This window comes from Agromyces agglutinans, from assembly GCF_009647605.1.
GTDB classification, from domain to species: domain Bacteria; phylum Actinomycetota; class Actinomycetes; order Actinomycetales; family Microbacteriaceae; genus Agromyces; species Agromyces agglutinans.
In genome coordinates this window covers 174,499-200,980 of sequence record NZ_WJIF01000001.1, presented here as the reverse complement: position 1 = coordinate 200,980, position 26,482 = coordinate 174,499, and the positions used below count along the sequence as shown (strand labels likewise).

The window sequence follows — 26,482 nt, the reverse complement described above, 5'->3', positions numbered from 1 at the left end:
GGGACACCCCATACACTGGGACGGGCCGCGCGCCGGCCGCCGAGATCCCGAGAGTGAGTGGAGCCCAGCCATGACGACGAGCCGTACCGTTCTGGTCACCGGAGGCAACCGCGGCATCGGCTACGCGATCGCCGAGGAGTTCGTCGCGCAGGGGCACCGCGTCGCGGTGACCGCGCGATCGGGCGAAGGCCCTGCGGGCACGCTCACGGTGCGCGCCGACGTCACCGACGCCGAATCCATCGACCGCGCCTTCTCCGAGGTCGAGGCCGAGCTCGGACCCGTCGAGGTGGTCGTCGCGAACGCGGGCATCACGCGCGACACGCTGCTCATGCGCATGAGCGAGGATGACTTCGAGCAGGTCGTCGACACGAACCTCACGGGCGCGTTCCGCGTCGTCAAGCGCGCGTCGAAGGGCATGCTCAAGGCGCGTTTCGGCCGGGTCGTGCTGATCTCGAGCGTCGTGGGCCTCTACGGCTCGCCCGGCCAGGTCAACTACTCGGCCTCGAAGGCCGGCCTCGTCGGCATGGCCCGCTCGCTCACACGCGAGCTCGGTGCGCGCGGCATCACCGCGAACGTCGTCGCGCCCGGGTTCATCCGCACCGACATGACCGACGAGCTCTCGCCGGAGCTGCAGGAGGAGTACCGCAAGTCGATCCCCGCCGGTCGCTACGCGGAGCCGGCGGAGGTCGCCAAGGTCGTCGCCTGGATCGCCGGCGATGACGCGGGCTACATCTCGGGTGCCGTCATCCCGGTCGACGGCGGCCTCGGCATGGGGCATTAAGCCGCCGCCACCGCCGGCGCTCGCAGCGGCGCTCGCCTGCGTTCGCAGCGGCGCTCAGCCCCGCGGCAGCCCCAGCAGCGGCAGCACCGACGAGAGGTCGGGTCGGTCGATCGCCAGGTCGGCCTCGGCCCGCACGATGGGCTTCGCGCAGAACGCGACGCCGAGCGCGGCGCGCGCGAGCATGCGCAGGTCGTTCGCCCCGTCGCCGACTGCCACGGTGCTGGCGAGCGGGATGCCGCTCGCCTCGGCCCATTCGGCCAGCGCCGCCGCCTTCGCGTCTGCGTCGATGATCGGCCCCTCGACCTCGCCGGTGAGGCGATCGCCGTCGACGGCGAGCCGGTTCGCCCGGCAGAAATCGAGTCCCAGCCGCTCGGCGAGCGGATCGAGCAGTTCGTGGAACCCGCCGGAGACGACGCCGACGCGACCGCCGGCCGCGTGCACGCCCCGCACCAGCGCCTCGATGCCCGGCGTCGGCGTCATCCGTTCGCGCACCCTCGGCAACACCGCGATGTCGACGCCGCGCAGGGTGGCGACGCGTTCGCGAAGGCTCGCCGCGAAGTCGAGCTCGCCGCGCATCGCGCGCTCGGTGACGGCGGCGACGTGCTCGAGGCTGCCCGCCTCGTCGGCGAGCAGCTCGATCGCCTCCTCGCGGATGAGCGTCGAATCGGCGTCCAGCACGACGAGCGGTCCGCGGGCGCGGACCGGGAACCCGGCGCTCACGCGCCGGCTCGCACTCGCGAGCCCTTGCCGACGACCGTGATGCCGCTGTCGGTGACGATGAACCCGCGGGCGAGGTCTTCGGCGCGGTCGACGCCGATGCGGGCGCCCGCCTCGACCACGACCTCCTTGTCGAGGATCGCGCGCTGCACGGTCGCGCCGGCCTCGATGCGGGCCCGGTCGAACAGGATGGAGTCGGCCACGTGCGCACCCGATCCGACGATCGCCCACGGGCCCAGGACGCTGCGCTCGACGTGCGCGCCCGAGATGACCGACCCCAGCGACACGATCGAATCGATCACGGTGCCGAGCGAGCCGCGCGCATCGCGCGTGAACTTCGCAGGCGGCGAGTTCAGTTGCTGGCTGAAGATCGGCCACTCGCGGTTGTACAGGTTGAAGACGGGCAGCACCGAGATCAGGTCTTGATGCGCCTCGAAGAACGAGTCGATCGTTCCGACGTCACGCCAGTAGTACCGGTCGCGGTCGGTCGAGCCCGGCACGTCGTTGCGCTTGAGGTCGTAGACGCCCGCGGCCCCCTGCGACACGAACGACGGGATGATGTCGCCGCCCATGTCGTGGCTCGACGAGGTCTGCTCGCCGTCGCGGAGCACCGCGTCGATCAGCGCGTCGGCGTCGAACACGTAGTTTCCCATCGAGGCGAGCACCTCGCCGGGCGCGTCGGGAAGGCCCACCGGGTCCTTGGGCTTCTCGAGGAAGCGGGCGATGCGGTCGGGGCGCTTCTCGTCGACCTCGATCACGCCGAACTGGTCGGCCAGCGCGATGGGCTGGCGGATCGCGGCGACCGTCGCGGCGGCGCCCGACTCGATGTGCGCGTCGATCATCTGGCTGAAGTCCATGCGGTACACGTGATCGGCGCCGACGACGACGATGATGTCGGGCTGCTCGTCGTAGATGAGGTTCAGGCTCTGCAGGATCGCGTCGGCCGACCCCGAGAACCAGCGCTTGCCGAGTCGCTGCTGCGCCGGCACGGATGCCACGTAGGCGTTGAGCATGCCCGACAGCCGCCACGTCTGCGAGACGTGCCGGTCGAGCGAGTGCGACTTGTACTGGGTCAGCACGACGATCTGGCGCAGCCCCGAGTTCACGAGGTTCGAGAGCGCGAAGTCGACGAGCCGGTACTGGCCGCCGAACGGCACCGCGGGCTTCGCGCGATCCTCGGTGAGCGGCATGAGGCGCTTTCCCTCTCCACCGGCGAGGACGATGCCGAACACCTTGCGCGCAACCATGGCCCCAAGCGTAGTCAGCGCGGGGGACCGGATGGGGCGCATTGTCGCCCGATGACGACCGTGGTAGCGCACCGTCCACGCGGGAGCCGCTGCGCTAGGTTGAGGGCATGCGCGTCGACCTGCTCACCCGCGAGTATCCACCCGAGGTCTACGGCGGTGCCGGCGTCCACGTCGCCGAGCTCGTGCGCGCGCTGCGCCGCGAGATCGACGTCGCCGTCCGCTGCTTCGGCGACCCTCGCGACGAGCCGGGCACGACCGCGTACGCGACGCCGGGTGGGCTCGCCGATGCGAACGCCGCGATCGCGACGCTCGGCACCGACCTCGAGATGGCGCAGGATGCCGCGGGCGCCGACCTGGTGCACTCGCACACGTGGTACGCCAACTTCGCCGGCTTCACCGCGAAGCGGCTGCACGGGATCCCGCACGTCGTGACCGCGCACAGCCTCGAGCCGCTGCGCCCCTGGAAGGCCGAGCAGCTGGGTGGCGGCTACCGGGTCTCCTCGTGGGTCGAGCAGGCGGCCTTCGAGGACGCGGACGCGGTCATCGCCGTGAGCGACGGCATGCGCCGCGACATCCTTCGCTCGTACCCGTCGATCGACGCGTCGAAGGTCGAGGTCGTCTACAACGGCATCGACCTCGACGACTGGCGTCCGGTCGACGATGCCGATGCCGTGCGTGCGCTCGGGGTCGACCCCGGGCGGCCCTCGGTCGTCTTCGTGGGACGCATCACGAGGCAGAAGGGCCTGCCGTACCTGCTGCGAGCCGCCCGGCTGCTGCCGCCCGAGGTGCAGGTCGTGCTCTGCGCCGGCGCCCCCGACACCCCCGAGATCCTCGCCGAGGTGACCTCGCTCGTCGAGGCGCTCGGCGCCGACCGCGACGGGGTGGTCTGGATCGACCGGCACCTGCCGCGGACGGAACTCACCGCGCTGCTCACCGCGGCCACCGCCTTCGTGTGCCCCTCGGTCTACGAGCCGCTCGGCATCGTCAACCTCGAGGCGATGGCCTGCGGGGCCGCGGTCGTCGGCACCGCCACGGGCGGCATCCCCGAGGTCGTCGACGACGGCGTCACCGGCGTGCTGGTGCCGATCGAGCAGGCCGACGACGGCACCGGGACGCCGCTGGATCCCGACCGGTTCGTCGCCGACCTCGCCGCTGCACTGACGCAGGTCGTGTCCGACCCGCAACGGGCGGCGGCGATGGGCGCGGCCGGACGCCGGCGCGCCGAGGCGCTCTTCGCCTGGGACCGGATCGCCGCCCGCACCCTCGAGGTCTACTCCGGGGTCCTCGCGCGCTGACCGGGTGAACCGGACCGGTCTTCCCGTCCAGATAGCATGGGACGCATGGCGAGTACGGTTCTGGAGTTCCGCGACGTGTCGGTGGTCCGCGACGGCAACACGATCCTCGACGGGGTCGACTGGAGCGTGGCCGAAGACGAGCGGTGGGTCATCCTCGGCCCGAACGGCGCCGGCAAGACGACGCTGCTCCAGATCGCCGCGGCCGCGATGCACCCCACGAAGGGCTCGGCCGAGGTGCTGCTCGAGTCGCTCGGCAAGGTCGACGTGTTCGAGCTCCGCCCGATGATCGGCTTCGCCTCGACCGCGATGGCGCGCAAGATCCCGCGCAACGAGACCGTGATCGACGTCGTGCTGACCGCCGCGTACTCGGTGACGGGCCGGTGGAACGAGGAGTACGAGGCCATCGACGAGCGCCGCGCGCAGCGCGTGCTCTCGGAATGGGGTCTCGAGGGCTTCGCCGACCGCCGGTTCGGCAGCCTCTCCGACGGCGAGCAGAAGCGCGTGCAGATCGCGCGGGCAGTCATGACCGACCCCGAGCTGCTCCTGCTCGACGAGCCGGCCGCGAGCCTCGACCTCGGCGCGCGCGAGGAGCTCGTGACCCTGCTCGGCGGCTACGCGTCGTCGAGTGCCTCGCCGGCCATCGTCATGGTCACGCACCACGTCGAGGAGATCCCGCACGGCTTCACGCACGCGCTGCTGCTGAAGCAGGGCGGCGTCGTCGCGGCCGGGCCCCTCGCCGAGGCGCTCACGTCCGAGAACCTCACCGAGACGTTCGGCCTGTCGATCGAACTCAGCGAGCAGGGCGGGCGCTACGTCGCCCGCGCCGCCTGACGTGCCACCGGCGCACATCTGCTAAACTCGTTTGTTGGCCCGACGGCCTCCAGCTTCCCCATGCGGCGCCCGCGCCGAACCGGGGCCGACCACTCCATCCGATCAACAAGGAAGTCTCCATGAAGACCGACATCCACCCCGAGTACAACGCCGTCGTCTTCCGCGACCTCGCCTCGGGCGCCACGTTCCTCACCCGCTCGACGGTGACGAGCGAGAAGACCATCGACCTCGACGGTGTCACCTACCCGGTGATCGACGTCGAGATCTCGAGTGAGTCGCACCCGTTCTACACGGGCAAGCAGCGCATCATGGACTCGGCCGGTCGCGTCGAGAAGTTCAACCAGCGCTTCAAGAGCTTCGGCAAGTAAGCCGCAGCGAAGGGGCGGACGACTCCGGTCGTCCGCCCCTTCGTCGTACCCGGGTACGGTTCAGCGCACGGGCCATGCACCCGAGGTCGTGAACTCGGGTTCGCCGTTCATGCGGCGCCACTCCTGGTAGCGCACCGCCTGGTCGCGGCACCACTCGACCTGCTGCCGGTGCAGATCGGCGACCGCGATGGCCGCGAGCTCGGGATACGCACGGGCGATCGCCTGCGCCACGCGGCCGGCGGCGATCGCGTCGGCGCCGGCGTCGTGCGCGTCGAGGAGCTCCACGCCGTAGTGGGCGCACGCCGCGGTGAGGGTGCGCTTGCCGCGCCGGTACCGGTCGACGGCCTTGTCGATGACGAGGGGGTCGACGACGTGCTCGGGGCCGGCCAGCGGGTCGTGGCCGTAGCGCTCGGCCTCGCGCCGCAGCACCGAGAGATCGTAGCTCGCGTTGTACGCCACGATCGGCAGGCCCCGGCGCGTGGCATCCGCCAGCGTCTCGCCGATCTCGGCGACCGCCTGCGCGGCGGCGAGGCCCTCGGCACGGGCGCGCTCGGTCGACACGCCGTGGATGAGCGTCGCCGCCGTCGGGATCTCGACGCCGGGGTCGACGAGCCACTGACGCTGCTCGAGCACCTCACCCCTCGGGCCGATGACGCCGACATGGGCGGTCACGATGCGACACGTGTCGATGTCGATGCCCGTGGTCTCGAGGTCGAAGACGGCGAGGGTGTCGGCCCAGGAGGCTGCGGGGGTCTCGTGCATGTCGTCACCATATGAGCGGCCACCGTCATGGGCGCGCGGGGCACGCCGAGGCACGCGGGGTCGCCGCCTAGACTGGGATCGATGACCGCCTCGCCCTACGCCGCCGCGCTCGAGCGCATCCCCGTGCACCGGCGCACCGTCGAGGTGCTCGGCTCGTCGGCGGCCTGGTGGGAGTACGGCACACCCGGTGAACCGGTGATCGTGCTCGTGCACGGGTTCCGCGGCGACCACCACGGCCTGGAGCCGGTGGTCGCGCAGCTGCGGGGCTTCCGCGTCGTCTCGCCCGACCTGCCCGGGTTCGGCGAGTCCGATCCGCTGCGCGGACGGTCGCACGACATCGACGGATACGCGCAGTGGCTCGCGGCCTTCCTCGACGCGGTCGGCCTCGGAGCCGGCGCCTCGTTCACGCTGCTCGGCCACTCGTTCGGGTCGATCGTGGCGTCGGCGGCCGTCGCGTCCGGGCTGCGGCCCGACCGGTTGATCCTCGTGAACCCGATCGGCGCGCCGGCGCTCGAGGGCCCGCGCGGCATCATGACCCGCCTTGCGGTCGGCTACTACCGCTCCGCGGCGGCGCTGCCGTCGCGGGCGGGCTTCGCGCTGCTGCGCAACGGGCTCATCGTGCGCGTCATGAGCACGACGATGGCGAAGACCCGCGACGCCGATCTGCGGCGATTCATCCACGACCAGCACGACCGCTACTTCTCGGTCTTCGCAGATCGCGACATGCTGCTGGAGGCGTTCCGGGCCTCGGTGGGCAACGACGTGCGGCAGTACGCGAGCGACATCCCGGTTCCGACCCTGCTGGTCGCCGCGGTGCAGGATGACATCACGCCGATCGAGGCCCAGCGGGCCCTCGTCGGGCGGTTCGCCGATGCGCGGCTCGTCGAGATCGACGGCGTCGGCCACCTGATCCACTACGAGAAGCCCGTCGAGGCGGCGGAGCACATCCGAGGCTTCCTGGGCGCCGACGCCGAGGCGACGGGGGCGACGGCGTGAAGGTCGTCGTCGACTGCCGGTACACGCGCATCGGGCGGCACGACGGCATCAGCCGGTTCACGGCGGGCATCGTGGGCGAGCTCGCGAAGCGGCATCCGGTGACGATGCTCATCAGCGACCGCCGGCAGCTCGAGCTGCTGCCCGACCTGCCGTGGCAGTTGGTCACCGGCCCCACGAGCCCGCGCGAGCCGTTCGTCGCGCTCCAGGTGCGCAAGCTGCGGCCCGACATCGTGTTCTCGCCCATGCAGACGATGGGCTCGTGGGGGCGCGACTACGCGCTGCTGCTCACGCTCCACGACCTGATCTACTACGAGAACCGCACGCCGCCGCGCGACCTGCCCGCGCCGGTGCGGCTGCTGTGGCGGCTCTACCACCTCGCGTGGTGGCCGCAGCGCGTCCTGCTGAACCGCGCCGACGCCGTCGTCACCGTCTCCGAGACGACCGCGGGGCTCATCCGCGACCATCGGCTCACGAAGCGCCCGCTCACCGTGATCCCGAACGCGGCGGACGACCTCCCCGTGCCCCCGTTGCCGAGAACCCGTCCGACGGGTGGGCGCCTCGTCTACATGGGCTCGTACATGCCGTACAAGAACGTCGACACGCTCGTGCGCGCGGTCGCGAGCCTGCCCGATCACGAGCTGCACCTGCTCAGTGGCATCAGCGAGGTCGAGCGCGACCGGCTCACGCGGCTCGCGCCGACGGCGCGCCTGGTCTTCCACGACGGCGTGACGGATGCCGCGTACGCGAAGCTCCTCGCGGGTGCGACGGCGCTCGTGCACGGCAGCCGCGCCGAGGGGTTCGGCATACCCCTCGTCGAGGCGATGCGGGTGGGAACACCGGTGATCGTCAACGACATCCCGATCTTCCGCGAGATCGGCGGCGACGCGGCACTGTACTTCGACGCCGAGCAGCCGAACGCCCTCGTGCGCGCCATCGCCGCGCTCGAGGCCGAGGGGGAGTGGGAGCGCCGCTCCGAGGCCTCGCTCGCGCAGGCCTCACGGTACACGTGGGCGTCGTCGGCCGAGCGGCTGCTCGAGCTCATGCGCCGCACGGTCGGCGAGCGCGGCCGCGGGCGCTCGCGGCGAGGCTGAGCGCGCGAGCGCGCTCAGGCGCCGAGCGCGGCCGCCATCGCGGTCAGCGTCTCGGTCGCGCCCGCGTCGATCTTCACCGCGGCGCGGCTGTCGCCCTTGGTGAGCCCTCGGTTCACGACCACGATCGGCGTGCGCCGGCGTCGCGCGATCTCGAGCAGCCGCATCCCCGAGTTCACGACCAGCGAGGAGCCCGCGACGAGCAGCACGTCGGCGCCGCCGACGATCGAAGCGGCCTGCTCGAAGGTCTCGCCCGGCACGAACTCGCCGAAGAACACCACGTCGGGCTTCAGGATGCCTCCGCACACGGTGCACTCGGGCAGGCGCATCGCATCGACGTCGTCGACCTCGACGTCGCCGTCGGGCGCCGGGCGGATCGCCTGGTCGAGGTCGATCTCGGGGTTCAGGGCGCTGAGCCGGTCGGCGATCGACTCGCGCGCGTAGAACTGCCCGCAGGTCAGGCACACGACCCGGCCGACGGTGCCGTGCAGTTCGACGACCCGGGCGCTGCCGGCGCGGCGGTGCAGGCCGTCGACGTTCTGGGTCACGACGCCGGTGACCACGCCGGCGCGTTCGAGCGCCGCGAGGGCGAGGTGGCCGTCGTTCGGCACGGCGGTGCCGAACGTGCGCCAGCCGAGATGGCTGCCCGCCCAGTAGCGCTTGCGGGCGCGCTCGGAGCCGAGGAAGGTCTGGAACGTCATCGGCGTGCGCTGCGGGGCGCCCTCGCCGCGGTAGTCGGGGATGCCGGAGTCGGTGCTCACGCCGGCGCCCGTGAGCACGGCGACGCGCGAGCCGGTCATGAGCTCGACGGCCGCCTGCAGGTCGCCGGCGACCTGCTCGGTCAGGGTGTTCGTCACGCGCGCCTCCGATCGCCGATTCCCTGAGTGTAAACGTCGCGGTTTACCGGAATGTTTCGGCGGACTGGCAGGCTTGAGGGGGAGGACGACATGCGGATCGAACGGGTCGCCGACGCGGCATCCGATGAGGTGGCCGATTACGCGGCGTTGACGGATGTCTCGCTGCGTCGAGCGACCGAGGCGGAACGCGGGCTGTACATCGCCGAATCGGCGAAGGTGATCTCACGGGCGATTGCCGCCGGCCATCGCCCGCGATCGGTGCTCATGGAGGAGAAGTGGCTCGCGGGGCTCGAGCCGGTGCTCGCCCCCTTCGACATCCCGGTGCATCTCGCCGATGCCGACCAGCTCGAGGCGATCACCGGGTACCGCGTGCACCGCGGTGCGCTCGCCGCCTTCGAGCGCCCAGCCGAACCCGACCCGGCCGACCTCCTCGCGACCGCCCGCCGGGTGGTCGTGCTCGAGGACATCGTCGACCACACGAACGTGGGCGCGATCTTCCGCAGCGTCGCGGCGCTCGGGGCCGACGCGGTGCTCGTCACGCCGCGGTGCGCCGACCCGCTGTACCGGCGGAGCGTGCGCGTGAGCATGGGCACCGTCTTCCAGGTGCCGTGGACCCGCGTCGGCGAGTGGCGCGAGACGTCGGCCCTGCTCGCCGAGCACGGCTTCACGACCGCCGCGCTGGCCCTCGCCGACGACGCCGTCTCGCTGCGCGACCTCGCGGCGCGCGCGCCCGAGCGACTCGCCCTCGTCTTCGGCGCGGAGGGCGACGGCCTGAGCCGGCACGCGCTGCAGGCGGCCGATGTCATCGTCACCATCCCCATGGCCCACGGCGTGGATTCGCTGAACGTGGCCGCCGCGGCGGCCGTGGTGCTCTACGCACTCGGCGAGCGCGTCTAGGCTCGCAGTGATGTCGCAACCGCCCGCCCCCACCGCTTTCGCACCGACCGGCTCCGAGCCCGCCCGGCCCGCCCGCGCGTCGGGTGGGACCGGTACCGGTACGGGTACCGGCGCCGGCGCTGCCGCGTCGGAGGCTCGGCGACGCATGTACCGGCGGCGCCGGATCGTCGTCGGCAGCGTGCTCGCCGTGGTGCTCGCGCTCCTGGTGAGCGGCGGGGTCTACGTGTCGAACGCGCTCGGCGCGCCCGTGCCCGCCATCGCCGCGACGATCACCGATCCTGCGCCAGTCTCCCAGGCGGTGCAACCGCTCGTGCTGCCGGGCACCGGCGAGTTCGCCGTCGGCGCCGTCGGGTTCGACGGGCTCCTCGCCGCCAGCGAGTCGCAGGCCTCGATGGCCATCGCGAGCATCGCGAAGGTCGTCACCGCACTCGTGGTGCTCGAACAGCACCCGGTCGCACCCGGGGAAGGCGGCCCCGCGATCGAGTACACCGACGCCGACGTCGACATCTACTGGGACATGGTCGCGCAGAACGGCTCGGTCGCGCCGGTCTCTCCCGGCACCACGCTCTCACTCGTCGAGAGCCTCGAGGCCCTGATGCTGCCCTCCGGCAACAACTACGCCATCTCGATCGCGAACTGGGCGTTCGGTTCGGAGGCCGCCTACACCGAGGCCGCCAACGCCTGGCTCGCGGCGAAGGGCCTCACCGGCATCGTGATCGCCGACGCCAGCGGACTCTCGCTCGACAACGTCGGCACCCCCGGCGACCTCGTCGAGCTCGGCGAGCTCGCCCTCGCCAACCCCACCCTGGCCGGGATCGTCGCGCAACAGGCGGTCGACCTGCCCGGCGTCGGCCGTGTCGAGAACTCGAACAAGCTGCTCGGCAGCCACGGCGTCGACGGCATCAAGACCGGCACGACCGACGACGCGGCCAACCTGCTGTTCTCCGCCGACTACCAGGTCGGGTCTTCGACGGTCACGGTCGTCGGCGTCGTCCTCGGCCAGGAGACCCACGCGCGCCTGCGCGACCAGGTCGCGTCGCTCCTCGACAGCGTCGCGCCCGGATTCCACGAGGTCGAGGCGCTGGTGGCCGGCACGACCCTCGCCGAGTACACCAGCGCGTGGGGCCAGACGGTCACGGCACACGCCGCCGACGGGGCATCCGTGCTGGTCTGGAGCGACACGCCCGTCGACGTGGAGGTCGTCGCGGATCCCGTCGCCCTCGCCGACGCCGGCGCGCAGGTCGGCACCGCGACGGTGCGCGCCGGCGGCCAGGTGATCGAGGTCCCACTGCTGCTCGACGAGTCGGTCGTCGACCCGGGCGTGTGGTGGCGGCTCGGAAACCCGGGCGCGCTCAGCGCGGACGCGCGGTAGGCGCCGTCTGCGGCGCAGCCGCTCACGGTGACCATCGCGCCGCCTGGTGCGCGGTTCAGTCGCGCGGTGCCGCGCCGACTGCGTACGGGCCGGCATCCGGCCGCTTCGGCGTGACGAAGTCGCCGGAGGACTGGTGGCGGATGCGCCGCACGACCCACGGCACGAGGTACTCGCGCGCCCACGCGATGTCGCCCACGCGCGCTTGGCGCCAGGTGCTCGTGGGCAGCGGCTCGGGCTTCAGCGGCTCGAGCGAGTTCTGGACGTTGAGCGCGTCGAGCACCATGCGCGCCACGGTGTGGTGGCCGAGCGTGTTCAGGTGCAGCCGGTCGGGGGCCCAGAAGCGCTGGTCCTGGATCTCGGTGAGCGCCCACTGGTCGGCGACGAGCAGGTCGTGCTTCGCGGCGATCGCGCGCAGGTTCTCGTTGTAGATCGCGACCTTGCCGCGGATGCCGCGGAAGACGGGGGAGAAGCCCACATCGACGCCCGTGAAGATGACGATGGTCGCATGGTCGCGCGAGAGCCGGTCGATCGCGTACTCGAAGCGCGCCGAGATCTCGTCGGGATCGGTGCGCGGGCGGATCACGTCGTTGCCGCCCGCAGAGATCGTGATGAGGTCGGGCCGCAGGGCCATCGCCGGTTCCATCTGCTCGTCGATGATCTGCTGGATCAGCTTGCCGCGCACGGCCAGGTTCGCGTACGCGAAGTCCTCGGTGCCCTGCGAAAGCACCTCGGCGACCCGGTCGGCCCAGCCGCGGTGCCCGCCGGGCACCGAGGGCTCGGGGTCGCCGATGCCCTCGGTGAACGAGTCGCCGAGTGCGACGTAGCGGGACCACGGATGCATCTGGGTGACCATCCCTCCATTCTGCAACGCGTCGGGCGGATGCCGCGCCCGGGCGCTCCCGGTCGTGTCGGCCGGGTCGGGTACAGTGCTGGACAGTGAGCACAGCGACCCCCTCCGGCCATCAGCCGGGCACCTCGGCCGCCGAGCATCTCTCACCGGCCTTCCCCGCACGTGCGCCGTGGGGCACCGCAGGCAAGCTGCGCGCCTGGCAGGCCGAGGCGCTCGAGCAGTACCTCGAAGAGCTGCCCCGCGACTTCCTCGCCGCGGCGACGCCGGGCGCGGGCAAGACGACCTTCGCCCTGCGCATCGCGGCCGAACTGCGCGCGAGGCGCATCGTCGACCGCATCACCGTGGTCGCGCCCACCGACCACCTGAAGCGGCAGTGGGCGGACGCCGCGGCGCGCGCGGGCATCCGGCTCGATCCCGGCTTCCGCAACGCCCACGGCCGCAGCGCCCGGCACTACCACGGCGTGGCGGTCACCTACGCGCAGGTCGCGATGCGGCCGGCACTGCACCGCGAGCTCACCCTCTCGGGCCGCACCCTCGTGATCCTCGACGAGGTGCACCACGGCGGCGACACGCTCTCGTGGGGCGACGCCATCCGCGAGGCGTTCGAGCCGGCCGAGAAGCGGCTCTCGCTCACCGGCACGCCGTTCCGCAGCGACACGGCGCCCATCCCGTTCGTGCACTACGAGCCCGACGCGCACGGCGTTCGGCTCTCGAAGACCGACTTCAACTACGGCTACGGCCGCGCCCTCGCCGACGGGGTCGTGCGACCCGTGCTCTTCATGGTCTACGCGGGCCACATGCGCTGGCGCACGAAGGCCGGCGACGAGATGGAGGCGAGGCTCGGCGAGGACAACACGAAGGACATCACGAGTTCGGCGTGGCGCACCGCCCTCGAGCCGACGGGCGAGTGGATACCCGCCGTCCTCCAGGCCGCCGACCGCCGCCTGACCGAGGTGCGTCACGGGATCCCCGACGCCGGCGGACTGGTGCTCGCCACCGACCAGACGGTCGCCCGTGCGTACGCCGACATCCTCGAGGGCATCTCGGGCGAGAAGGTCACGGTCGTGCTCTCCGACGACAAGGAGGCGAGCGAGCGCATCGAGGAGTTCTCCGCCGGCACCAGCCGCTGGATGGTCGCGGTGCGCATGGTGTCGGAGGGCGTCGATGTGCCCCGCCTCGCGGTCGGCGTCTACGCGACGAGTTCGGCCACGCCACTCTTCTTCGCGCAGGCGATCGGCCGATTCGTGCGCGCACGACGTCGCGGTGAGACGGCCTCGGTGTTCCTGCCCAACGTTCCCGTGCTCATGGCACTCGCGGGCGAGCTCGAGCGCGAGCGCGATCACGCCCTCGATCGGCGCACGGGTGACGGCGACGACGACCCGGGCCTCGACGACGGGCTGCTCGAATCGGCGAACCGTGAAGAGAAGGCGTCCGACGAGGCGGGGGAGTTCACCTGGCAGGCCGTCGCCTCCGACGCCACGTTCGACCGCGTCGTGTTCGACGGCACCGACTTCGGCACGTTCGCCGAGCCGGGCAGCGACGAGGAGCTCGACTTCATCGGCCTGCCTGGCCTGCTCGAACCCGAACAGGTCGCCGAGCTGCTGCGGCATCGGCAGGCCCGCCAGGCACGGCGCGCGAGCGACCGGCGCCGGCAGACGGTCGACGACGAGCCCTCGGCCGAGCCGGTCGCGCTCTACCGCACGCTGAAGGAGCAGCGCGCGCTGCTGAACAGCCTCGTCGGGCTCTGGGCCAGGCACACGGGGGAGCCGCACTCGCAGGTGCACGCCGAACTGCGCCGGGTGTGCGGCGGCCCGCCGGTGGCGCAGGCGACGGTCACCCAGCTCCAGTCGCGCATCGAACTGCTCCGCAAGCGCCTCGCCAGCCGCTGAGCCGGACGGCCGATGACCCTGCCGGCCGGTGACCGTGCCGGCCGGTGACCGTCGCGATCCTCGGGTTCGCACCCGTCATGACATCGCTCGGCCTCGTGGCCGTCGCGACGGAAGCGAGAGGATCTGCAACAATGCGCAAGCGGTGTTGCAGATCGTTTCGATCGTGACGCAGGATGACCTCACCGTCTCCACGCCGACCCGAAAGGCCCTTCAATGGCGCAGACCCCCGACCTCGATCGCGTCGACCGCGCGCTGCTCACGGCGCTCTCGTCGAACGCCAGGGCCTCCGGAGCCGCGCTGGCCGCAGAGATCGGCGTGGCCGAGTCCACCGTCTCGCTGCGGCTGCGCCGCCTGCAGAGCCTCGGCACCATCCGCGGCTACCACGTCGACGTCGACCTGGCCTCGGTCGGGGTCTCGCTGCAGGCCCTGATCGCCGTGCGTCTGGTCAAGCACGATCGATCCGAGATCGACGCGTTCCGGTCGGCGGTGCCGCACCTGCCGGGCGTGCTCGGCGTCTTCCACATGGCGGGCGCCGACGACTACCTGCTGCACGTCGCCGCGCGCGACGCCGAGGAGCTGCGCGAGTTCGTGCTCGCGCACCTGACCGGCCACCCGGCCGTCGCGCACACCGAGACGAACCTGATCTTCGAGCACGCAGAGGGCGACGGCTGGCAGCACCTGATCGGCTGATCCGCCTGCTCGGCGGACCGCACGGCTCGCGGGCGCCCCGCGCCCCAGGCATCCGCACCGGTTCGCAATTCAGGTCGGTACGGGCGTGTCGTGCCGTCACGGGCGAGAACGCGGTCCGGTACCCGACGCGACACGCCTCCCGACCTGAATTGCGAACCGGGTCGACTCGGCTGGAACGGTTCGGCGCTCCGAAATGCTGCCAATCGCGGCGAACCAGCCGTTCCGCGCCCGTACCGTCGCTATCGTGGCTGAGGCCGTTCGCGGCCGACCACGTGATGGAGCGGGCGCACCGGCCACTCCCGGAGCGCCCGTCGATGGGAGCACCATGAGCAACGGAAGCACGAACGGCGGGGCATCCGCGCCCGGCGGGGCGCCGGCGAACGCGACCGACGCCGACCGCGCCAGGTGGCGCCGCTACCTCGCCGACGAGCGGGCGGAGGGTGCGGTGTACCGCGAGCTCGCCGCCCGCAAGGAGGGCGAGGAGCGCGAGATCCTGCTCGCCCTCGCCGCCGCCGAAGGCCGTCACGAGGCGCACTGGCTCGCGCTGCTCGGCGGTGACGACGCCGGCATCCCGCGGGCCGACCTCCGCACCCGCACGCTGGCGGCGCTCGCGCGCCGCTTCGGCTCGATCTTCGTGCTCGCCCTCGCCCAGCGCGCCGAAGGGCGATCGCCCTACTCGACGGATCCCCACGCGACCCCGGCGATGGCCGCCGACGAGCGCATCCACGGCGAGGTGGTGCGCGGCCTCGCCGCACGCGGTCGGCGCCGGCTCGCCGGAACCTTCCGCGCGGCCGTGTTCGGCGCCAATGACGGACTCGTCTCGAACCTCGCGCTCGTGCTGGGCATCGGCGCGACGGGGGTGCCCGCCCCGGTCGTGCTCTTCACCGGCATCGCCGGCCTCCTCGCGGGCGCCCTCTCGATGGGCGCGGGGGAGTACGTCTCGGTGCGCTCGCAGCGGGAGCTGCTCGAGGCATCCGCCCCCGACCCGACCGCTCGCGAGGCGCTCGCGGATCTCGACATCGACGCCAACGAGCTCGCGCTGGTCTATCGCGCGCGCGGCATGGACTCCGACGAGGCGATCGAGCAGGCCGCGCTGTCGATCGCACGCGTGCAGGCGGCGGGCGCGTCGGTGGCCCCGACCGACGCGATCCCGACGTTCGAGCACGACGACGAGGCGCTCGGCACCGGGCTCTCGGCGGCGGTCTCGAGCTTCTGCTTCTTCGCCGCCGGTGCGCTCATCCCGGTGTTGCCGTGGATCTTCGGCATGGCCGGGGTCTCCGCCATCCTCACCGCCGCGGTACTGGTCGGCGTCGCGCTGCTCGCCACGGGCGCGACCGTCGGCGTGCTCTCGGGGGCGTCGCCCCTGAAGCGGGCCCTCCGCCAGCTGGGCATCGGTCTCGGCGCCGCCGCGGTGACCTACGGCCTGGGCCTCGCCTTCGGGACCACGATCGCCTGAGCGGCGATCGCTCGCGCGACGGCGCCGCCGGCTTCCGAGTCAGCCCTGCGGCTCGGTGACGAAGTCGATGAGTTCCTCGACGCGGCCGAGCAGCGCGGGTTCGAGGTCGCCGTAGCCGCGCACGCGGCCGAGGATGCGCTGCCATGCGCGTGCGATGTCGGCCTGGTCGGCGTGCGGCCAGCCGAACGCCTCGCACACGCCGTGCTTCCACTCGGTGCCGCGGGGGATCACGGGCCACGCCTCGCGGCCGAGCCGTGCGGGCTTCACGGCCTGCCAGATGTCGATGAACGGATGCCCCACGACGAGCACGTGCGCGCCGTGGCGGCCGCGGGCGACCTGGTCGGCGATGCGCTGCTCCTTCGAGCCGGGGACGAGATGGTCGACGAGCACGCCGACGCGGCGGCCTCGGGCCGGACGGAATTCATCGAGGATCTCCTCGAGCCGATCGACACCCTCGAGGTACTCGACGACGACGCCCTCGACCCGCAGGTCGGTGCCCCAGATCTTCTCGACCAGCTCGGCGTCGTGCCGTCCCTCGACGAAGATGCGGCTCGGCAGAGCCACCTTCGCGGGCCCGGCGTCGACCATGAACGACCCCGACGCGGTGCGCACGCGACCAGGGCCCGCCGCCCCGCCGGCACCGCCGCCGGCACCGCCTCCGGCCCCGCCGGCAGCCCGGGCCGCGGGCGCCGGCGCGACGAGCCGCACGGCGCGCCCGTCGATGAGGAAGCCGTGGCCGAGCGGGAACAGGCGGCGCTTGCCGAACCGGTCCTCCAGCACCACGTGCCCCTTCTCCACCCCGACGACCGCCCCGCAGTAGCCGTCGGCCGCGAGCTCGACGACGAGGTCGCGCTCGACCGGCACCTCGGGGATCTGCGTTCGGCCACGGGCGCGCCAGTCACCGGCGAGCACGTCGCTGCCGTAGCGGTCGGGGCCTGGGGAGTCGAATGGTGCGGGCACCGCACGAGGCTAACGGAAGTCCCGCGATCGGTGCGGTGCCGACACGGTGAGCGACTCGAAGCGGTCGGCGACGAGGTTCACGATGCCGTCGCGGCTGTGCTCGAGGATGCCGCGAACGATCATCGCGGGCGCCTCGCGGGCGACGCGCCGGTACCTGGTCCACACCCCGACGCCCGCGATCACGTTGACCGTGCCCGACTCGTCCTCGAGGTTCAGGAAGGTGATGCCCGACGCGGTCGCGGGCCGCTGGCGGTGGGTGACGACGCCGCCCACCTCGATGCGCCGGCCCGGCTCGTGCGCACGCAGCAGGTCGACCCGGATCACCCCGCGCTCGTCGAGCCGGTCGCGGATGTGCCGGATCGGGTGGTCGTCGGGGGAGATGCCGGTCGCCCAGAGGTCGTAGACCACCTGCTCGGTCGGCGTCAGCATCGGCAGCAGCGGCGGCTGCACGACCACCACCGAGCCCGGTAGATACTCCGCACGGTCTTGGGCGGCCTCGCCCGCCATCCACAGCGCGCGCCGCCGGTCGAGCCCGAACGAGGCGAACGCGCCGGCCGCGGCGAGCGCCTCGAGCTGGGATGCCTCGAGCCCCACCCGGCGGGAGACGTCGGCCATATCGCGGAACGGCCCGCCGCGGCCGCGCTCGGCGACGATGCACTCGGCGAGCGACGTGCCGATCTGGGAGACGTCGGCGAGGCCGAGCCGCACGGCGAACCGGGCGTCGCGGCGGTGCTCGGCCGAGCGGTCGGGTGCCTCGCGGTCGAAGGGGCCGACCGGGGGCTGCACGGCGTCGGCGCAGCCGGGCATGCCGCTGGGCCCGGCGGCCGCGCCGGAGGCATCCGCCCGCCCGTCGACCGGCTCGAGGCGGGCGTGCACGCCCGAACGCTGGATGTCGGGGCGGCGGATCTCGACGCCGTGCCGCCTGGCGTCGGCGGTGAGCGTCTGCGGCGAGTAGAACCCCATCGGCTGCGCGCGCAGCAGGGCCGCGAGGAACGCCGCCGGGTAATGCAGCTTCAGCCACGAACTCGCGTAGACGAGCAGCGCGAAGCTGAGGGCGTGGCTCTCGGCGAAGCCGAAGTTCGCGAACGCCTGGATCTTCTCGTAGATGGAGTCGGCGGTCTCGGGGTCGATGCCGTTGCTCGCCATGCCCGCGTAGAGCTTGTCCTTCAGCTTCTCGATGCGCTCGACGCCGCGCTTGGAGCCCATCGCCCGGCGAAGCAGGTCGGCGTCGGCGGCCGTGCAGTCGCCGACGGCGACCGCCATCTGCATGAGCTGCTCCTGGAACAGCGGCACCCCGAGCGTGCGCTCGAGCACGGGCTCCAGCTTCGGATGCAGGTAGCCGACCTTCTCCTCGCCCGTGCGCCGCCGGATGTAGGGGTGCACCGCACCGCCCTGCACCGGCCCCGGGCGGATCAGCGCGATCTCGACGACGAGGTCGTAGAAGCACCGGGGCTTCAGCCGGGGAAGCGTGCCCATCTGCGCGCGCGACTCGACCTGGAACACGCCGATCGAGTCGGCCCGGCAGAGCATGTCGTAGACGGCCGCCTCCTCCTTCGGCAGGCTCGCGAGCTCCCACTGCTCGCCGGTCGTGTCGCGGATGAGGTCGAACGTGTACTGCAGCGCGGCGAGCATGCCGAGGCCCAGCAGGTCGAACTTGACGAGGCCCATCCAGGCGCAGTCGTCCTTGTCCCATTGCAGCACGGTGCGGTTCTCCATACGCGCATGCTCGATCGGCACGACCTCGCCGACGGGCCGGTCGGTGAGCACCATGCCGCCCGAGTGGATGCCGAGGTGGCGGGGGAAGGTGAGCACCTGCTCGGCCAGTTCGATCACGGGCGCCGGGATGTCGTGGTCGTCGGTCTCGACGACGGCGCCCCAGCGCTCGACCTGGCGGGACCACGCGTCCTGCTGGCCGGTGGAGTAGCCGAGCGCCTTCGCCATGTCGCGCACCGCGGCCTTCGGCCGGTAGCTGATGACGTTCGCGACCTGCGCGGCGTTGCGGCGGCCGTACTTGCCGTAGACGTACTGGATGATCTCCTCGCGCCGGTCGGAGTCGAAGTCGACGTCGATGTCGGGTTCTTCATCGCGAAGCGCCGAGAGGAATCGCTCGAACGGCAGCCGGAAGAAGATCGAGTCGACCGCGGTGATGCGCAGCACGTAGCAGACGGCCGAGTTCGCGGCTGAGCCGCGACCCTGGCACAGGATGCCCCGCCGCCGGGCCTCGTGCACGAGGTCGTGCACGATGAGGAAGTAGCCGGGGAAGTCCTTCTGCTCGATCACCGCGAGCTCCTGCTCGAGCCGCTCGCGCACGTGGTCGGGCACGCCCGGGTACAGTTCGGATGCCCCGCGCCAGACGAGTTCGCGCAGCCAGCTCATGGGCGAGTGCCCTTCGGGCACCTCTTGTCGCGGCAGCTTCGGCCGGGCGCTGCGCAGCCGGAACCCGAGGTCTTCGGCGATGCCGACGGTCCGGGAGACGGCGCCGGGGTAGCGCGCGAACCGGGCGGCCATCTCGGCGCCCGATCGCAGGTGCTGCCCGTCGGAGGCCGGGAGCCAGCCGTCGAGCTCGTCGAGGCTGCGCCGGGCGCGCACGGCCGCGAGCGCCTGCGCGAGCCGGTGCTCGGGCGGCGTCGCGTAGTGCACGGCGTTCGTCGCGATCACCGGGATGCCCGCCCTGGCGGCGAGTTCGTCGAGCAGGTCGTTGTCGGGCTGGTCGGTCGGATGCCCGTGGTCGAAGAGTTCGACGACCACGCGGTCGCGGCCGAAGAGGGCGGACAGCCGGTCGAGCTCGCGCCACGCGCCGTCGGGCCCCTCGGCGGCGAGCGCGCGCCGCACCCGCCCCTTGCGGCACCCGGTCGGGATGAGCCATTCGCCGGCGGACTGCTCGGCGAGCGCTTCGAGGTCGTAGACCGGACGGCCCTTCTCGCCGCCCGCCAGCTGGCCGGCCGTGATCGCCGACGCGAGCCGGTGGTAGCCCTCCTCGCGCCGGGCGAGCACGAGCAGGTGGTCGCCCTCGGGGTCGGCCGCGCCCATCTGGGGCCGGGTGAGGCCGAGCGAGAGCTCGGCGCCGAAGACCGTGGTGAGCTCGGGGAAGCTCTCGGCGGCCTCGGCGAAGCGCACGATGCCGTAGAAGCCGTCGTGATCGGTGACCGCGAGACCCGAGAGGCCGAGCCGGTGCGCCTCCTCGACGAGCTGCTCGGGCATCGATGCGCCGTCGAGGAAGCTGAACGCCGAGTGGGCGTGCAGTTCGGCGTAGGGCACGGTCGGACCTTCGACCGGCGGCAGGTCGGCCGACGGCTTGTACGGATGGCGCTTGCGGCTCCATGCGGGACTGTCGCCGCCGTCGGCGATGAGCTTCGATCCGGCTCCGTCTCCGCCGGCACCCGTGCCTGGACCCGGTCGGCGGCGGTCGGAGAGCTGCCGTTCGAGCTCCGACCATGGGATCTCGGGATTGTTCCAGCCCATCAGTGCGCTCGATTCATCGTTGCCTCGATCGCATCGATGCATTCAATGCATCGGATGACGTGATCTCATTCGATACCGTCATCAGTCGTACCTCGCCTCGGCCTGCCAGCCGTCGGCGTCGCGCACGAGCAGCCAGGCGCAGCCGTCGGCGTCGACGATCTGGAACCGGTGCACGCGGCGGGCATGCTCGGCGTCCCACCAGCGCTCGACGACGGGCCACGGGCCGGCCCACGCCTGCACGGCCCGGGGCGCGCCGCCCGCGGGTGCGAACGCGGCCGGCGTCGCCGTGACCGCGCCGCGCTCGTCGATGGCGACCGTCGCACCCGCGGCGTCGACGAGCGTCACGGGCGGCCGCTCGCGGAACACGCTCGCGGGCGCGAGCGCCGGCAGGCTGCCCGGCCACGGCGCTTCGACCCGGTCGGGGGCGCGATCGCCCCACGGCACGAGCACCTGGCGGTCGGCGAGCAGCCGGCCCCCGCCGATGGCGGGTGTGACCACGGCGTCGTGGCCGAGCATGCTCTGCACGCGCGTGAGCCCGTGGTGCACCCGTTCGTCGGGGCCGCCGCCCCAGAGGCCCTCTTCGTGGTTGCCGGTCGAGTCGACGCGTTCGGGCACGACCCGCACGCGCACGACCGGCGAGGCGAGGCCGGTCGTGGCATCACCGGTGCCCTGGAGCTGCCAGCGGATGCGGTCGATCACGTCGGCCGCCGTGAACCAGCGCGGATGCAGCCACTCGCGCGAGACGTGCCCCCCGCGCTCGTCGTCGAGCTCGACCCGGATGGCCGTGCACACGAGCCGCACGGCCCGCATGCGGTCGATGAACTCCTCGGCCCGTACCCGGACGGCGAAGGCGAGCTGGTCGACCCGGTCGAGCGGCGGCTCGAACTCCTGCTCGACGGCGAACTCGGGCGGTGGCGTGCGCGCCGTGACGCGGGTCGCCTCGCGGCCCGACGCGAGGTCGTGGGCGAAGGCGCCCGCGGCGCCGAACCGGCGGCGGACATCGGCTTCGGGCAGCGCCGCGAACTCCCCGAGGGTCGCGACGCCCAGTCGCTTCAACAGGGTCGCGATGCGCGGCTCGACGACCAGCCGCACCGGCAGCGGCGCGAGGAACGACGCGGATGCCCCGGGCGCCACGATGCCGACCGGCGAGGTGCGGGTGCCGCGAGCGGCCTGCTCGGCCGCGAACGGACCGTCGGCGACGCCCACCCGCGCTTGGTCGACGCCGGCGGATGCCACGGTGGCCAGCAGCGCCTCGGCGGCCTCCTGCTCGCCCCCGTAGTACCGCACGGGCCCGCGGGCGCGCGTGGCGAGCGTGCCCGGCCTGATCAGCTGGACACCGGGCACGGCCTCTTCGACACGGCGCACGACGGGCTCGAACGCCCGTGCGTCGAGCGCCGCGTCGTAGGGCAGCACGACGAGCGCGGGGCACCGCAGCTGCGCCTCGCGCAGTCGCAGGCCGCGCGTCACGCCCTCGCGCCGGGCCGCGGCCGAGCACGCGAACACAGCGCCCCCCGCGGTCAGCGCGATGGGAGCCGAGGGGTCGACGCCGAGCTCGTGGGCCGCGGCGAAGACCGGCCAGTCGGGGCACCACAAGACGATGGTGCGGGCGGGATCGGTCATCCGACCCTCCGGAAGTCGACATGCCGGACCTCGCCGAGCGGTTCGCCGCTCACCGGCACCGGCGCGAGGGAGGCGCCGAGGGTCCGGTCGGGTAGTCGGAGCCGGGCGCCGGAGGAGCGCCCGTACCCGCGGCCCCCGGTGTGCACGGTCAGCTCGCGCTCGGCCAGGGCGCCGTGGCCCAGCGCGAGCCCGCTCCAGGCGCTCGCGCCGACCTCGAGCACGGTGTCGGCGCCGGGCCACTCGCCGTCGGAGACGAGCACGGTGCCGCGCTGGCGGAGCCGGGCCTGGAACCGGGCTGCCTCGGCTGGGGAGAGCCGCGCAGCCGGGCGCACCGCGACGACGGGGATGACGTCGGCGAGGGCGGCCGCGACCGTGAGCCACTGCCGGCCGGGGTCGGGGACGAGCACGAGCCGCTCGAGCGCGATGCCCAGGCGCGCCGCGGCCTCGACCCCGAACTCGGGGATGCCGCTCACCGCGACCCAGCGGCCGGCCGCCGACGGACCCGCGAGCAGGGTCATCACGAGGCTCGTCGAACCCGGGGCCTGCACCACCGTGCCCTCGCGCAGGGTGCCTCCGGGCAGGATGCTCGAGAGGGCGGGATGCGTCGGCACCGCCTTCGAGTCGAGCCGCCGCGACTCCATGCCGCGGATCCGCGACTGCAGTTCGCCGACCCGGTCGAGCCGGGTGCCGGGGGACTGCGGAGCGGTGAGGGTCACCGCTCCAGTTTCGAACATTCGTTCGAATGCGGCAAGTCCGCCAGGCCAGCCGTCCACATTCCGGTCCGAGCGGCGGACCTCGCCCGGTCCCGTGGCCCGGCCGCGCGGAGACGTCCCCGCACTCGGGCGCCCTCGCCGGCTGCCCGTGCTCAGCGGGCGAGCAGGTCCACGGGTCTCGAGGACTCGGCAGGCCCGGCATCGGTCGACGCCTGTTCGATGGTCGCGACGAGACGCGATGGTCCGTCGGCCTGGTGGCCCTCGTCGACCGCGCGCTGGAACAGCCCTCCGATGGCGGTGGGGAGGGCCGTGTCGATCGACGAGTCCCGACTGGCGCCGAGGATGTGCGCGAGCGAGGTGCGCGCCGAGGCGATCGTGGAGACGTCGCCGGGGTACTCGCCCGCCTCGGCGTCGCGCGAGATCCCGGCACCGACCTGCGCGGCCAGGTGCACGATCGCGGTGAGGCGATCGGTGAGCGCGATCGGGTCGAGGCCTTCGGCCCGGCCGAGCGCCACGGCATGGCTCCAGCCCGCGACCGTCGTCCAGAACGCGTCGAGGATCGCGAGGTCGAGCGCCGCGACGGCGCCCGGGTCGTCGCCGGCGAGGGTGAGCTCGGGCGCGATGACCTCGAGCGTCGGCCGAGCCGCCTCGTAGGCGTCGCGGTCGCCGCCGACGACCGCGGTCGACCCCGGCCGGCCCACGAGCACCGACGGGGTGAGCATCGTCCCCCCGAGATATCCGGAGCCCTGGCTCGCCGTCCAGGCGGCCAGCCGGCGGGCTGACGCGGGGGTGTCGGAGCTGAGGTTGACGATGAGCGGGCGCGCGTCGGCGAGATCGGCGCGCTCGAGGATGTCTCGCGCGACGTCGTTCCCGCGGACCGAGACCAGCACGATGCCGCTGCGGCGGATCGCCGCGGCGGAGCTCGGCGCGACGCGCGCGCCGAGCTCGGCGAGCTGCACCCCCTTCTCGGGCGTGCGGTTCCAGACGGTCACGTCGTGCCCGGCGGCGAGCAGCGTACGGGCGATGGCTTGCCCCATGGGGCCGAGCCCCAGCACAGTCACAGGAGAGGTCATGCCTCCACCCTGCGATCGCACTGCGGAGCCCGCAAGTACCCACTATTCCGTGCGGTAGCCACCGAAAGGTGAGTATCGTGCCAGGACGGGGCCGCCCGACAGATCGCCCGGAAACACGAAAGGCCGGATCATCCGATCCGGCCTTTCGACACATCGTGCGCGAGGGGGGACTTGAACCCCCACGCCCTATACGGGCACTAGCACCTCAAGCTAGCGCGTCTGCCATTTCCGCCACCCGCGCGTGTGTCCGGCAGCTGATCTCTCAGCGGCCGTAGAAGACATTAGCACGGTTTCGGGAGGCACTCGGACCACCCGGGTCGGACGGCGCTGACGATACCGTGGGGGCATGGCCGAGGCATCCGTCACCCACGACCCGACCGAACTCGAGGAGACCGCCGCGATCGCGCGCGACCTCATCCGCATGGACACCTCGAACTTCGGCGAGGGCCGCTCGAACGGCGAACGCGAGGCCGCCGAGTACGTCGAGGCCCGACTTCGCGGACTCGGCCTGACACCTGCGATGTTCGAATCCGAGCCGGGGCGCACGAGCGTCGTCGCCCGGGTGCCCGGGCGCGATCCCCACAAGCCGGCCCTCGTGCTGCACGGCCACCTCGACGTCGTTCCGGCCGACGCGCGCAACTGGAGCGTGGATCCGTTCGCGGGCGAGATCCGCGATGGCATGCTGTGGGGCCGCGGCGCCGTCGACATGAAGGACATGGACGCCATGATGCTCACGGCGCTCGGCGACATCCTGGGGGAGGGCCGGCTTCCCGAGCGCGAGATCGTCGTCGCGTACTTCGCGGACGAGGAGGCGGGCGGCTCGTACGGCGCGAGCTGGCTCGTCGACCGGCACCCCGAGCTGTTCGCCGGCGCGACCGAGGCGATCAGCGAGGTCGGCGGCTACTCGATCACGGTCGGCGGCCGTCGCGCGTACCTGCTGCAGACGGGCGAGAAGACCCTGCTGTGGATCCGGCTCGTGGCCCGCGGCGTCGCCGCACACGGGTCGCGGCTCATCCGCGACAACGCGATCACGAAGCTCGCGGCGGCCGTCGCGCGCCTGGGCAAGGCCGAGTGGCCGGTCCGGCTGACCGACACCACCGAGGAGCTGCTCGGCGAGATCGCGAAGGTGCTCGGGGGGGATCCCGCCGAGACCTCGCCCGACGAGCTCGCCCTCGCCACCGGCTCCGCGTCGGGGTTCATCACGGCGACCCTTCGCACGACGACCAATCCGACGGGGCTCACCGCGGGCTACAAGCACAACGTCATCCCCGACCGCGCCGAGGCGCTCATCGACATCCGCACCCTGCCGGGCGAGGAGGACGCCGTGCTCGCCGAGGTGCGCCGGCTCATCGGCGACGACCTCGACATCGAGATCGTGCACCGCGACGTCGGCCTCGAATCGCCGACCTCCGGGCCACTCGTCGACGCGGTCCGCCGCACCCTCGGCGCGCACGACCCGGGCGCCCCGGTGTTCCCGTACCTGCTCTCGGGCGGCACCGACAACAAGTCGCTCAGCCGGCTCGGCATCCGCGGCTACGGGTTCGCGCCGCTGCGCCTGCCCGACCACCTCGACTTCCCGGCCATGTTCCACGGCGTCGACGAGCGGGTTCCGCTCGACGCACTATCCTTCGGTAGGCGGGTCCTGCGCGACCTGCTCCTCGACTACTGATCGCCCAGCCGCGCTCGCGGCCGAGAGCGTCCTCCGCCCCGGCGGAGGCGGAAGGCAGAACCCGCACGTGATCGAAGCCCTGATCCTCGGCCTCGTCCAGGGGCTCACCGAGTTCCTCCCGATCTCCTCGAGCGCGCACCTGCGCATCCTCGGCGAGTTCCTGCCCGGAGCCCAAGACCCCGGGGCCGCGTTCACCGCGATCACCCAGATCGGCACCGAAGCGGCCGTCGTGGTCTTCTTCTGGCGCGACATCGTGCGGATCATCTCGCACTGGTTCGGCTCGTTCACCGGGCGGGTGCCCCGCAACGACCCCGATGCGCGCATGGGATGGCTCATCATCGTCGGCTCGATCCCGATCGTCGTGCTCGGAATCCTGTTCCAGGACGAGATCGAGACCACGTTCCGCTCGCTGTGGATCGTGGCGACGATGCTCATCGTGTTCGGCATCATCCTCGGCCTCGCCGACTGGGCCGGCGCCAAGCGCCGCAAGCTCGACCAGCTCACGATCGGCCACGGCGTGGTGTTCGGCTTCGCGCAGGCGCTCGCCCTGATACCCGGCGTTTCACGGTCGGGCGGGTCGATCACGGCCGGACTGCTGCTCGGGTACGAGCGGGCCGCCGCGGCTCGCTACGCGTTCCTGCTCGCGATCCCCGCGGTGTTCGGCTCGGGCTTCTACCAGCTGTTCAAGAGCTGGGGCGAGCCGTCGGTTTACGGCCCGCTCGAGACCGGGGCCGCGACGCTCGTCGCGTTCGTCGTCGCGCTGCTCGTGATCGCGTTCTTCATGAACTACATCTCCAAGCGGAGCTTCCTGCCGTTCGTGATCTACCGGATCGTGCTCGGCGGACTGGTGATGTGGTTGCTCGCGACGGGCGTCATCCAGCCGTAGGCC

The 26,482-nt window shown here is 72.5% G+C and carries 23 protein-coding genes and 1 tRNA gene; 13 read left to right on the top strand and 11 right to left on the bottom strand.

Annotated features, from left to right (window positions below; translation table 11 throughout):
- The first annotated feature begins 70 nt into the window (after positions 1-70).
- Positions 71-781, top strand: a complete 711-nt coding sequence (locus tag GE115_RS00965; protein ID WP_153682959.1) for a beta-ketoacyl-ACP reductase — start codon at positions 71-73, stop codon at positions 779-781.
- A gap of 54 nt (positions 782-835) precedes the next feature.
- Here the strand turns inward: GE115_RS00965 and serB are convergent, their stop codons facing one another.
- Positions 836-1,501 carry a phosphoserine phosphatase SerB gene (serB, locus tag GE115_RS00960; protein WP_312854753.1) on the bottom strand — a complete coding sequence of 222 codons (666 nt, stop codon included), beginning with the start codon at positions 1,499-1,501 and terminating at the stop codon, positions 836-838.
- Positions 1,498-2,745: a glucose-1-phosphate adenylyltransferase gene (glgC, locus tag GE115_RS00955; protein WP_153682958.1), complete on the bottom strand. Its 1,248-nt coding sequence runs from the start codon at positions 2,743-2,745 to the stop codon at positions 1,498-1,500. The genes serB and glgC overlap by 4 nt, the downstream gene beginning before the upstream one ends.
- A 107-nt stretch (positions 2,746-2,852) precedes the next feature.
- On the opposite strand from glgC, the gene glgA reads away from it, so the two are divergent.
- The 3 genes from glgA to GE115_RS00940 all read left to right on the top strand — a co-directional run bounded on the left by glgA (position 2,853) and on the right by GE115_RS00940 (position 5,239).
- Entirely contained in the window at positions 2,853-4,040 is a 1,188-nt protein-coding gene (gene glgA, locus GE115_RS00950) for a glycogen synthase (RefSeq protein ID WP_153682957.1), read from the top strand.
- 45 nt (positions 4,041-4,085) lie between these two features.
- Positions 4,086-4,871: an ABC transporter ATP-binding protein gene (locus GE115_RS00945; protein WP_153682956.1), complete on the top strand. Its 786-nt coding sequence runs from the start codon at positions 4,086-4,088 to the stop codon at positions 4,869-4,871.
- Between the two features lie 119 nt (positions 4,872-4,990).
- The gene (locus GE115_RS00940) at positions 4,991-5,239 is read left to right on the top strand and encodes a type B 50S ribosomal protein L31 (RefSeq protein WP_153682955.1); all 249 of its coding nucleotides are present in this window, start codon (positions 4,991-4,993) and stop codon (positions 5,237-5,239) included.
- Between the two features lie 60 nt (positions 5,240-5,299).
- Here the strand turns inward: GE115_RS00940 and GE115_RS00935 are convergent, their stop codons facing one another.
- Positions 5,300-6,001 carry an exonuclease domain-containing protein gene (locus GE115_RS00935; protein WP_153682954.1) on the bottom strand — a complete coding sequence of 234 codons (702 nt, stop codon included), beginning with the start codon at positions 5,999-6,001 and terminating at the stop codon, positions 5,300-5,302.
- Positions 6,002-6,082: 81 nt separating this feature from the next.
- Here GE115_RS00935 and GE115_RS00930 point away from each other — a divergent pair, with 81 nt between their 5' ends.
- Positions 6,083-6,997 carry an alpha/beta fold hydrolase gene (locus tag GE115_RS00930; protein WP_153682953.1) on the top strand — a complete coding sequence of 305 codons (915 nt, stop codon included), beginning with the start codon at positions 6,083-6,085 and terminating at the stop codon, positions 6,995-6,997.
- Complete coding sequence (locus GE115_RS00925) at positions 6,994-8,088, top strand: glycosyltransferase family 4 protein (protein ID WP_312854752.1); 1,095 nt, start codon at positions 6,994-6,996, stop codon at positions 8,086-8,088. The genes GE115_RS00930 and GE115_RS00925 overlap by 4 nt, the downstream gene beginning before the upstream one ends.
- A gap of 14 nt (positions 8,089-8,102) precedes the next feature.
- On the opposite strand, the gene GE115_RS00920 is transcribed toward GE115_RS00925, so the two are convergent.
- Positions 8,103-8,885, bottom strand: a complete 783-nt coding sequence (locus tag GE115_RS00920) for a Sir2 family NAD-dependent protein deacetylase (RefSeq protein WP_153683303.1) — start codon at positions 8,883-8,885, stop codon at positions 8,103-8,105.
- 147 nt (positions 8,886-9,032) lie between these two features.
- Here GE115_RS00920 and GE115_RS00915 point away from each other — a divergent pair, with 147 nt between their 5' ends.
- Both GE115_RS00915 and GE115_RS00910 read left to right on the top strand, forming a co-directional pair.
- On the top strand, positions 9,033-9,839 hold the full coding sequence (locus GE115_RS00915) for a TrmH family RNA methyltransferase (protein WP_153682952.1): 807 nt from the start codon (positions 9,033-9,035) through the stop codon (positions 9,837-9,839).
- A gap of 145 nt (positions 9,840-9,984) precedes the next feature.
- Positions 9,985-11,211, top strand: a complete 1,227-nt coding sequence (locus GE115_RS00910) for a D-alanyl-D-alanine carboxypeptidase family protein (protein ID WP_172979627.1) — start codon at positions 9,985-9,987, stop codon at positions 11,209-11,211.
- A gap of 55 nt (positions 11,212-11,266) precedes the next feature.
- On the opposite strand, the gene GE115_RS00905 is transcribed toward GE115_RS00910, so the two are convergent.
- Complete coding sequence (locus tag GE115_RS00905) at positions 11,267-12,064, bottom strand: SGNH/GDSL hydrolase family protein (RefSeq protein ID WP_153682950.1); 798 nt, start codon at positions 12,062-12,064, stop codon at positions 11,267-11,269.
- A gap of 83 nt (positions 12,065-12,147) precedes the next feature.
- On the opposite strand from GE115_RS00905, the gene GE115_RS00900 reads away from it, so the two are divergent.
- The 3 genes from GE115_RS00900 (at position 12,148) to GE115_RS00890 (ending at position 16,096) form a co-directional block, all read left to right on the top strand.
- Positions 12,148-13,950 carry a DEAD/DEAH box helicase gene (locus GE115_RS00900; RefSeq protein WP_312854750.1) on the top strand — a complete coding sequence of 601 codons (1,803 nt, stop codon included), beginning with the start codon at positions 12,148-12,150 and terminating at the stop codon, positions 13,948-13,950.
- 213 nt (positions 13,951-14,163) lie between these two features.
- Positions 14,164-14,640, top strand: a complete 477-nt coding sequence (locus tag GE115_RS00895; protein ID WP_153682949.1) for an Lrp/AsnC family transcriptional regulator — start codon at positions 14,164-14,166, stop codon at positions 14,638-14,640.
- 325 nt (positions 14,641-14,965) lie between these two features.
- The gene (locus GE115_RS00890; RefSeq protein ID WP_153682948.1) at positions 14,966-16,096 is read left to right on the top strand and encodes a VIT1/CCC1 transporter family protein; all 1,131 of its coding nucleotides are present in this window, start codon (positions 14,966-14,968) and stop codon (positions 16,094-16,096) included.
- A gap of 39 nt (positions 16,097-16,135) precedes the next feature.
- On the opposite strand, the gene GE115_RS00885 is transcribed toward GE115_RS00890, so the two are convergent.
- From GE115_RS00885 to GE115_RS00860, 6 genes are all read right to left on the bottom strand, one after another.
- On the bottom strand, positions 16,136-17,056 hold the full coding sequence (locus GE115_RS00885) for a DUF3097 domain-containing protein (protein ID WP_312854749.1): 921 nt from the start codon (positions 17,054-17,056) through the stop codon (positions 16,136-16,138).
- Positions 17,057-17,065: 9 nt separating this feature from the next.
- On the bottom strand, positions 17,066-20,518 hold the full coding sequence (locus GE115_RS00880) for an error-prone DNA polymerase (RefSeq protein ID WP_153682947.1): 3,453 nt from the start codon (positions 20,516-20,518) through the stop codon (positions 17,066-17,068).
- A gap of 81 nt (positions 20,519-20,599) precedes the next feature.
- Positions 20,600-22,138 carry a DNA polymerase Y family protein gene (locus GE115_RS00875; RefSeq protein WP_153682946.1) on the bottom strand — a complete coding sequence of 513 codons (1,539 nt, stop codon included), beginning with the start codon at positions 22,136-22,138 and terminating at the stop codon, positions 20,600-20,602.
- The gene (gene imuA', locus GE115_RS00870) at positions 22,135-22,854 is read right to left on the bottom strand and encodes a DnaE2-dependent mutagenesis accessory factor ImuA' (protein ID WP_153682945.1); all 720 of its coding nucleotides are present in this window, start codon (positions 22,852-22,854) and stop codon (positions 22,135-22,137) included. Before imuA' ends, GE115_RS00875 begins: the two co-directional genes overlap by 4 nt.
- Positions 22,855-23,003: 149 nt before the next feature.
- On the bottom strand, positions 23,004-23,924 hold the full coding sequence (locus GE115_RS00865) for an NAD(P)-dependent oxidoreductase (protein WP_153682944.1): 921 nt from the start codon (positions 23,922-23,924) through the stop codon (positions 23,004-23,006).
- Between the two features lie 156 nt (positions 23,925-24,080).
- Positions 24,081-24,165 (bottom strand) — tRNA-Leu (locus GE115_RS00860).
- A 105-nt stretch (positions 24,166-24,270) separates the two neighbouring features.
- Between GE115_RS00860 and GE115_RS00855 the strand changes: the two genes are divergently transcribed.
- Positions 24,271-25,593 (top strand): M20/M25/M40 family metallo-hydrolase, encoded by a 1,323-nt coding sequence (locus GE115_RS00855; protein ID WP_153682943.1) that lies wholly within the window; start codon positions 24,271-24,273, stop codon positions 25,591-25,593.
- A gap of 67 nt (positions 25,594-25,660) precedes the next feature.
- On the top strand, positions 25,661-26,479 hold the full coding sequence (locus GE115_RS00850; protein WP_312854748.1) for an undecaprenyl-diphosphate phosphatase: 819 nt from the start codon (positions 25,661-25,663) through the stop codon (positions 26,477-26,479).
- The last annotated feature ends 3 nt before the right edge of the window (positions 26,480-26,482 follow it).

What these genes read in the sequence shown, in the direction of transcription:
- GE115_RS00875 (WP_153682946.1), bottom strand. Translation starts at nt 22,138, where the DNA reads ATGACCGATCCCGCCCGCACCATCGTCTTGTGGTGCCCCGACTGGCCG.
- GE115_RS00880 (WP_153682947.1), bottom strand. Translation starts at nt 20,518, where the DNA reads ATGGGCTGGAACAATCCCGAGATCCCATGGTCGGAGCTCGAACGGCAG.
- GE115_RS00920 (WP_153683303.1), bottom strand. Translation starts at nt 8,885, where the DNA reads ATGACCGGCTCGCGCGTCGCCGTGCTCACGGGCGCCGGCGTGAGCACC.
- GE115_RS00855 (WP_153682943.1), top strand. Translation starts at nt 24,271, where the DNA reads ATGGCCGAGGCATCCGTCACCCACGACCCGACCGAACTCGAGGAGACC.
- GE115_RS00935 (WP_153682954.1), bottom strand. Translation starts at nt 6,001, where the DNA reads ATGCACGAGACCCCCGCAGCCTCCTGGGCCGACACCCTCGCCGTCTTC.
- GE115_RS00865 (WP_153682944.1), bottom strand. Translation starts at nt 23,924, where the DNA reads ATGACCTCTCCTGTGACTGTGCTGGGGCTCGGCCCCATGGGGCAAGCC.
- GE115_RS00905 (WP_153682950.1), bottom strand. Translation starts at nt 12,064, where the DNA reads ATGGTCACCCAGATGCATCCGTGGTCCCGCTACGTCGCACTCGGCGAC.
- glgA (WP_153682957.1), top strand. Translation starts at nt 2,853, where the DNA reads ATGCGCGTCGACCTGCTCACCCGCGAGTATCCACCCGAGGTCTACGGC.
- GE115_RS00890 (WP_153682948.1), top strand. Translation starts at nt 14,966, where the DNA reads ATGAGCAACGGAAGCACGAACGGCGGGGCATCCGCGCCCGGCGGGGCG.
- GE115_RS00965 (WP_153682959.1), top strand. Translation starts at nt 71, where the DNA reads ATGACGACGAGCCGTACCGTTCTGGTCACCGGAGGCAACCGCGGCATC.
- GE115_RS00915 (WP_153682952.1), top strand. Translation starts at nt 9,033, where the DNA reads ATGCGGATCGAACGGGTCGCCGACGCGGCATCCGATGAGGTGGCCGAT.
- GE115_RS00930 (WP_153682953.1), top strand. Translation starts at nt 6,083, where the DNA reads ATGACCGCCTCGCCCTACGCCGCCGCGCTCGAGCGCATCCCCGTGCAC.
- glgC (WP_153682958.1), bottom strand. Translation starts at nt 2,745, where the DNA reads ATGGTTGCGCGCAAGGTGTTCGGCATCGTCCTCGCCGGTGGAGAGGGA.
- GE115_RS00895 (WP_153682949.1), top strand. Translation starts at nt 14,164, where the DNA reads ATGGCGCAGACCCCCGACCTCGATCGCGTCGACCGCGCGCTGCTCACG.
- GE115_RS00940 (WP_153682955.1), top strand. Translation starts at nt 4,991, where the DNA reads ATGAAGACCGACATCCACCCCGAGTACAACGCCGTCGTCTTCCGCGAC.
- GE115_RS00910 (WP_172979627.1), top strand. Translation starts at nt 9,985, where the DNA reads ATGTACCGGCGGCGCCGGATCGTCGTCGGCAGCGTGCTCGCCGTGGTG.
- GE115_RS00945 (WP_153682956.1), top strand. Translation starts at nt 4,086, where the DNA reads ATGGCGAGTACGGTTCTGGAGTTCCGCGACGTGTCGGTGGTCCGCGAC.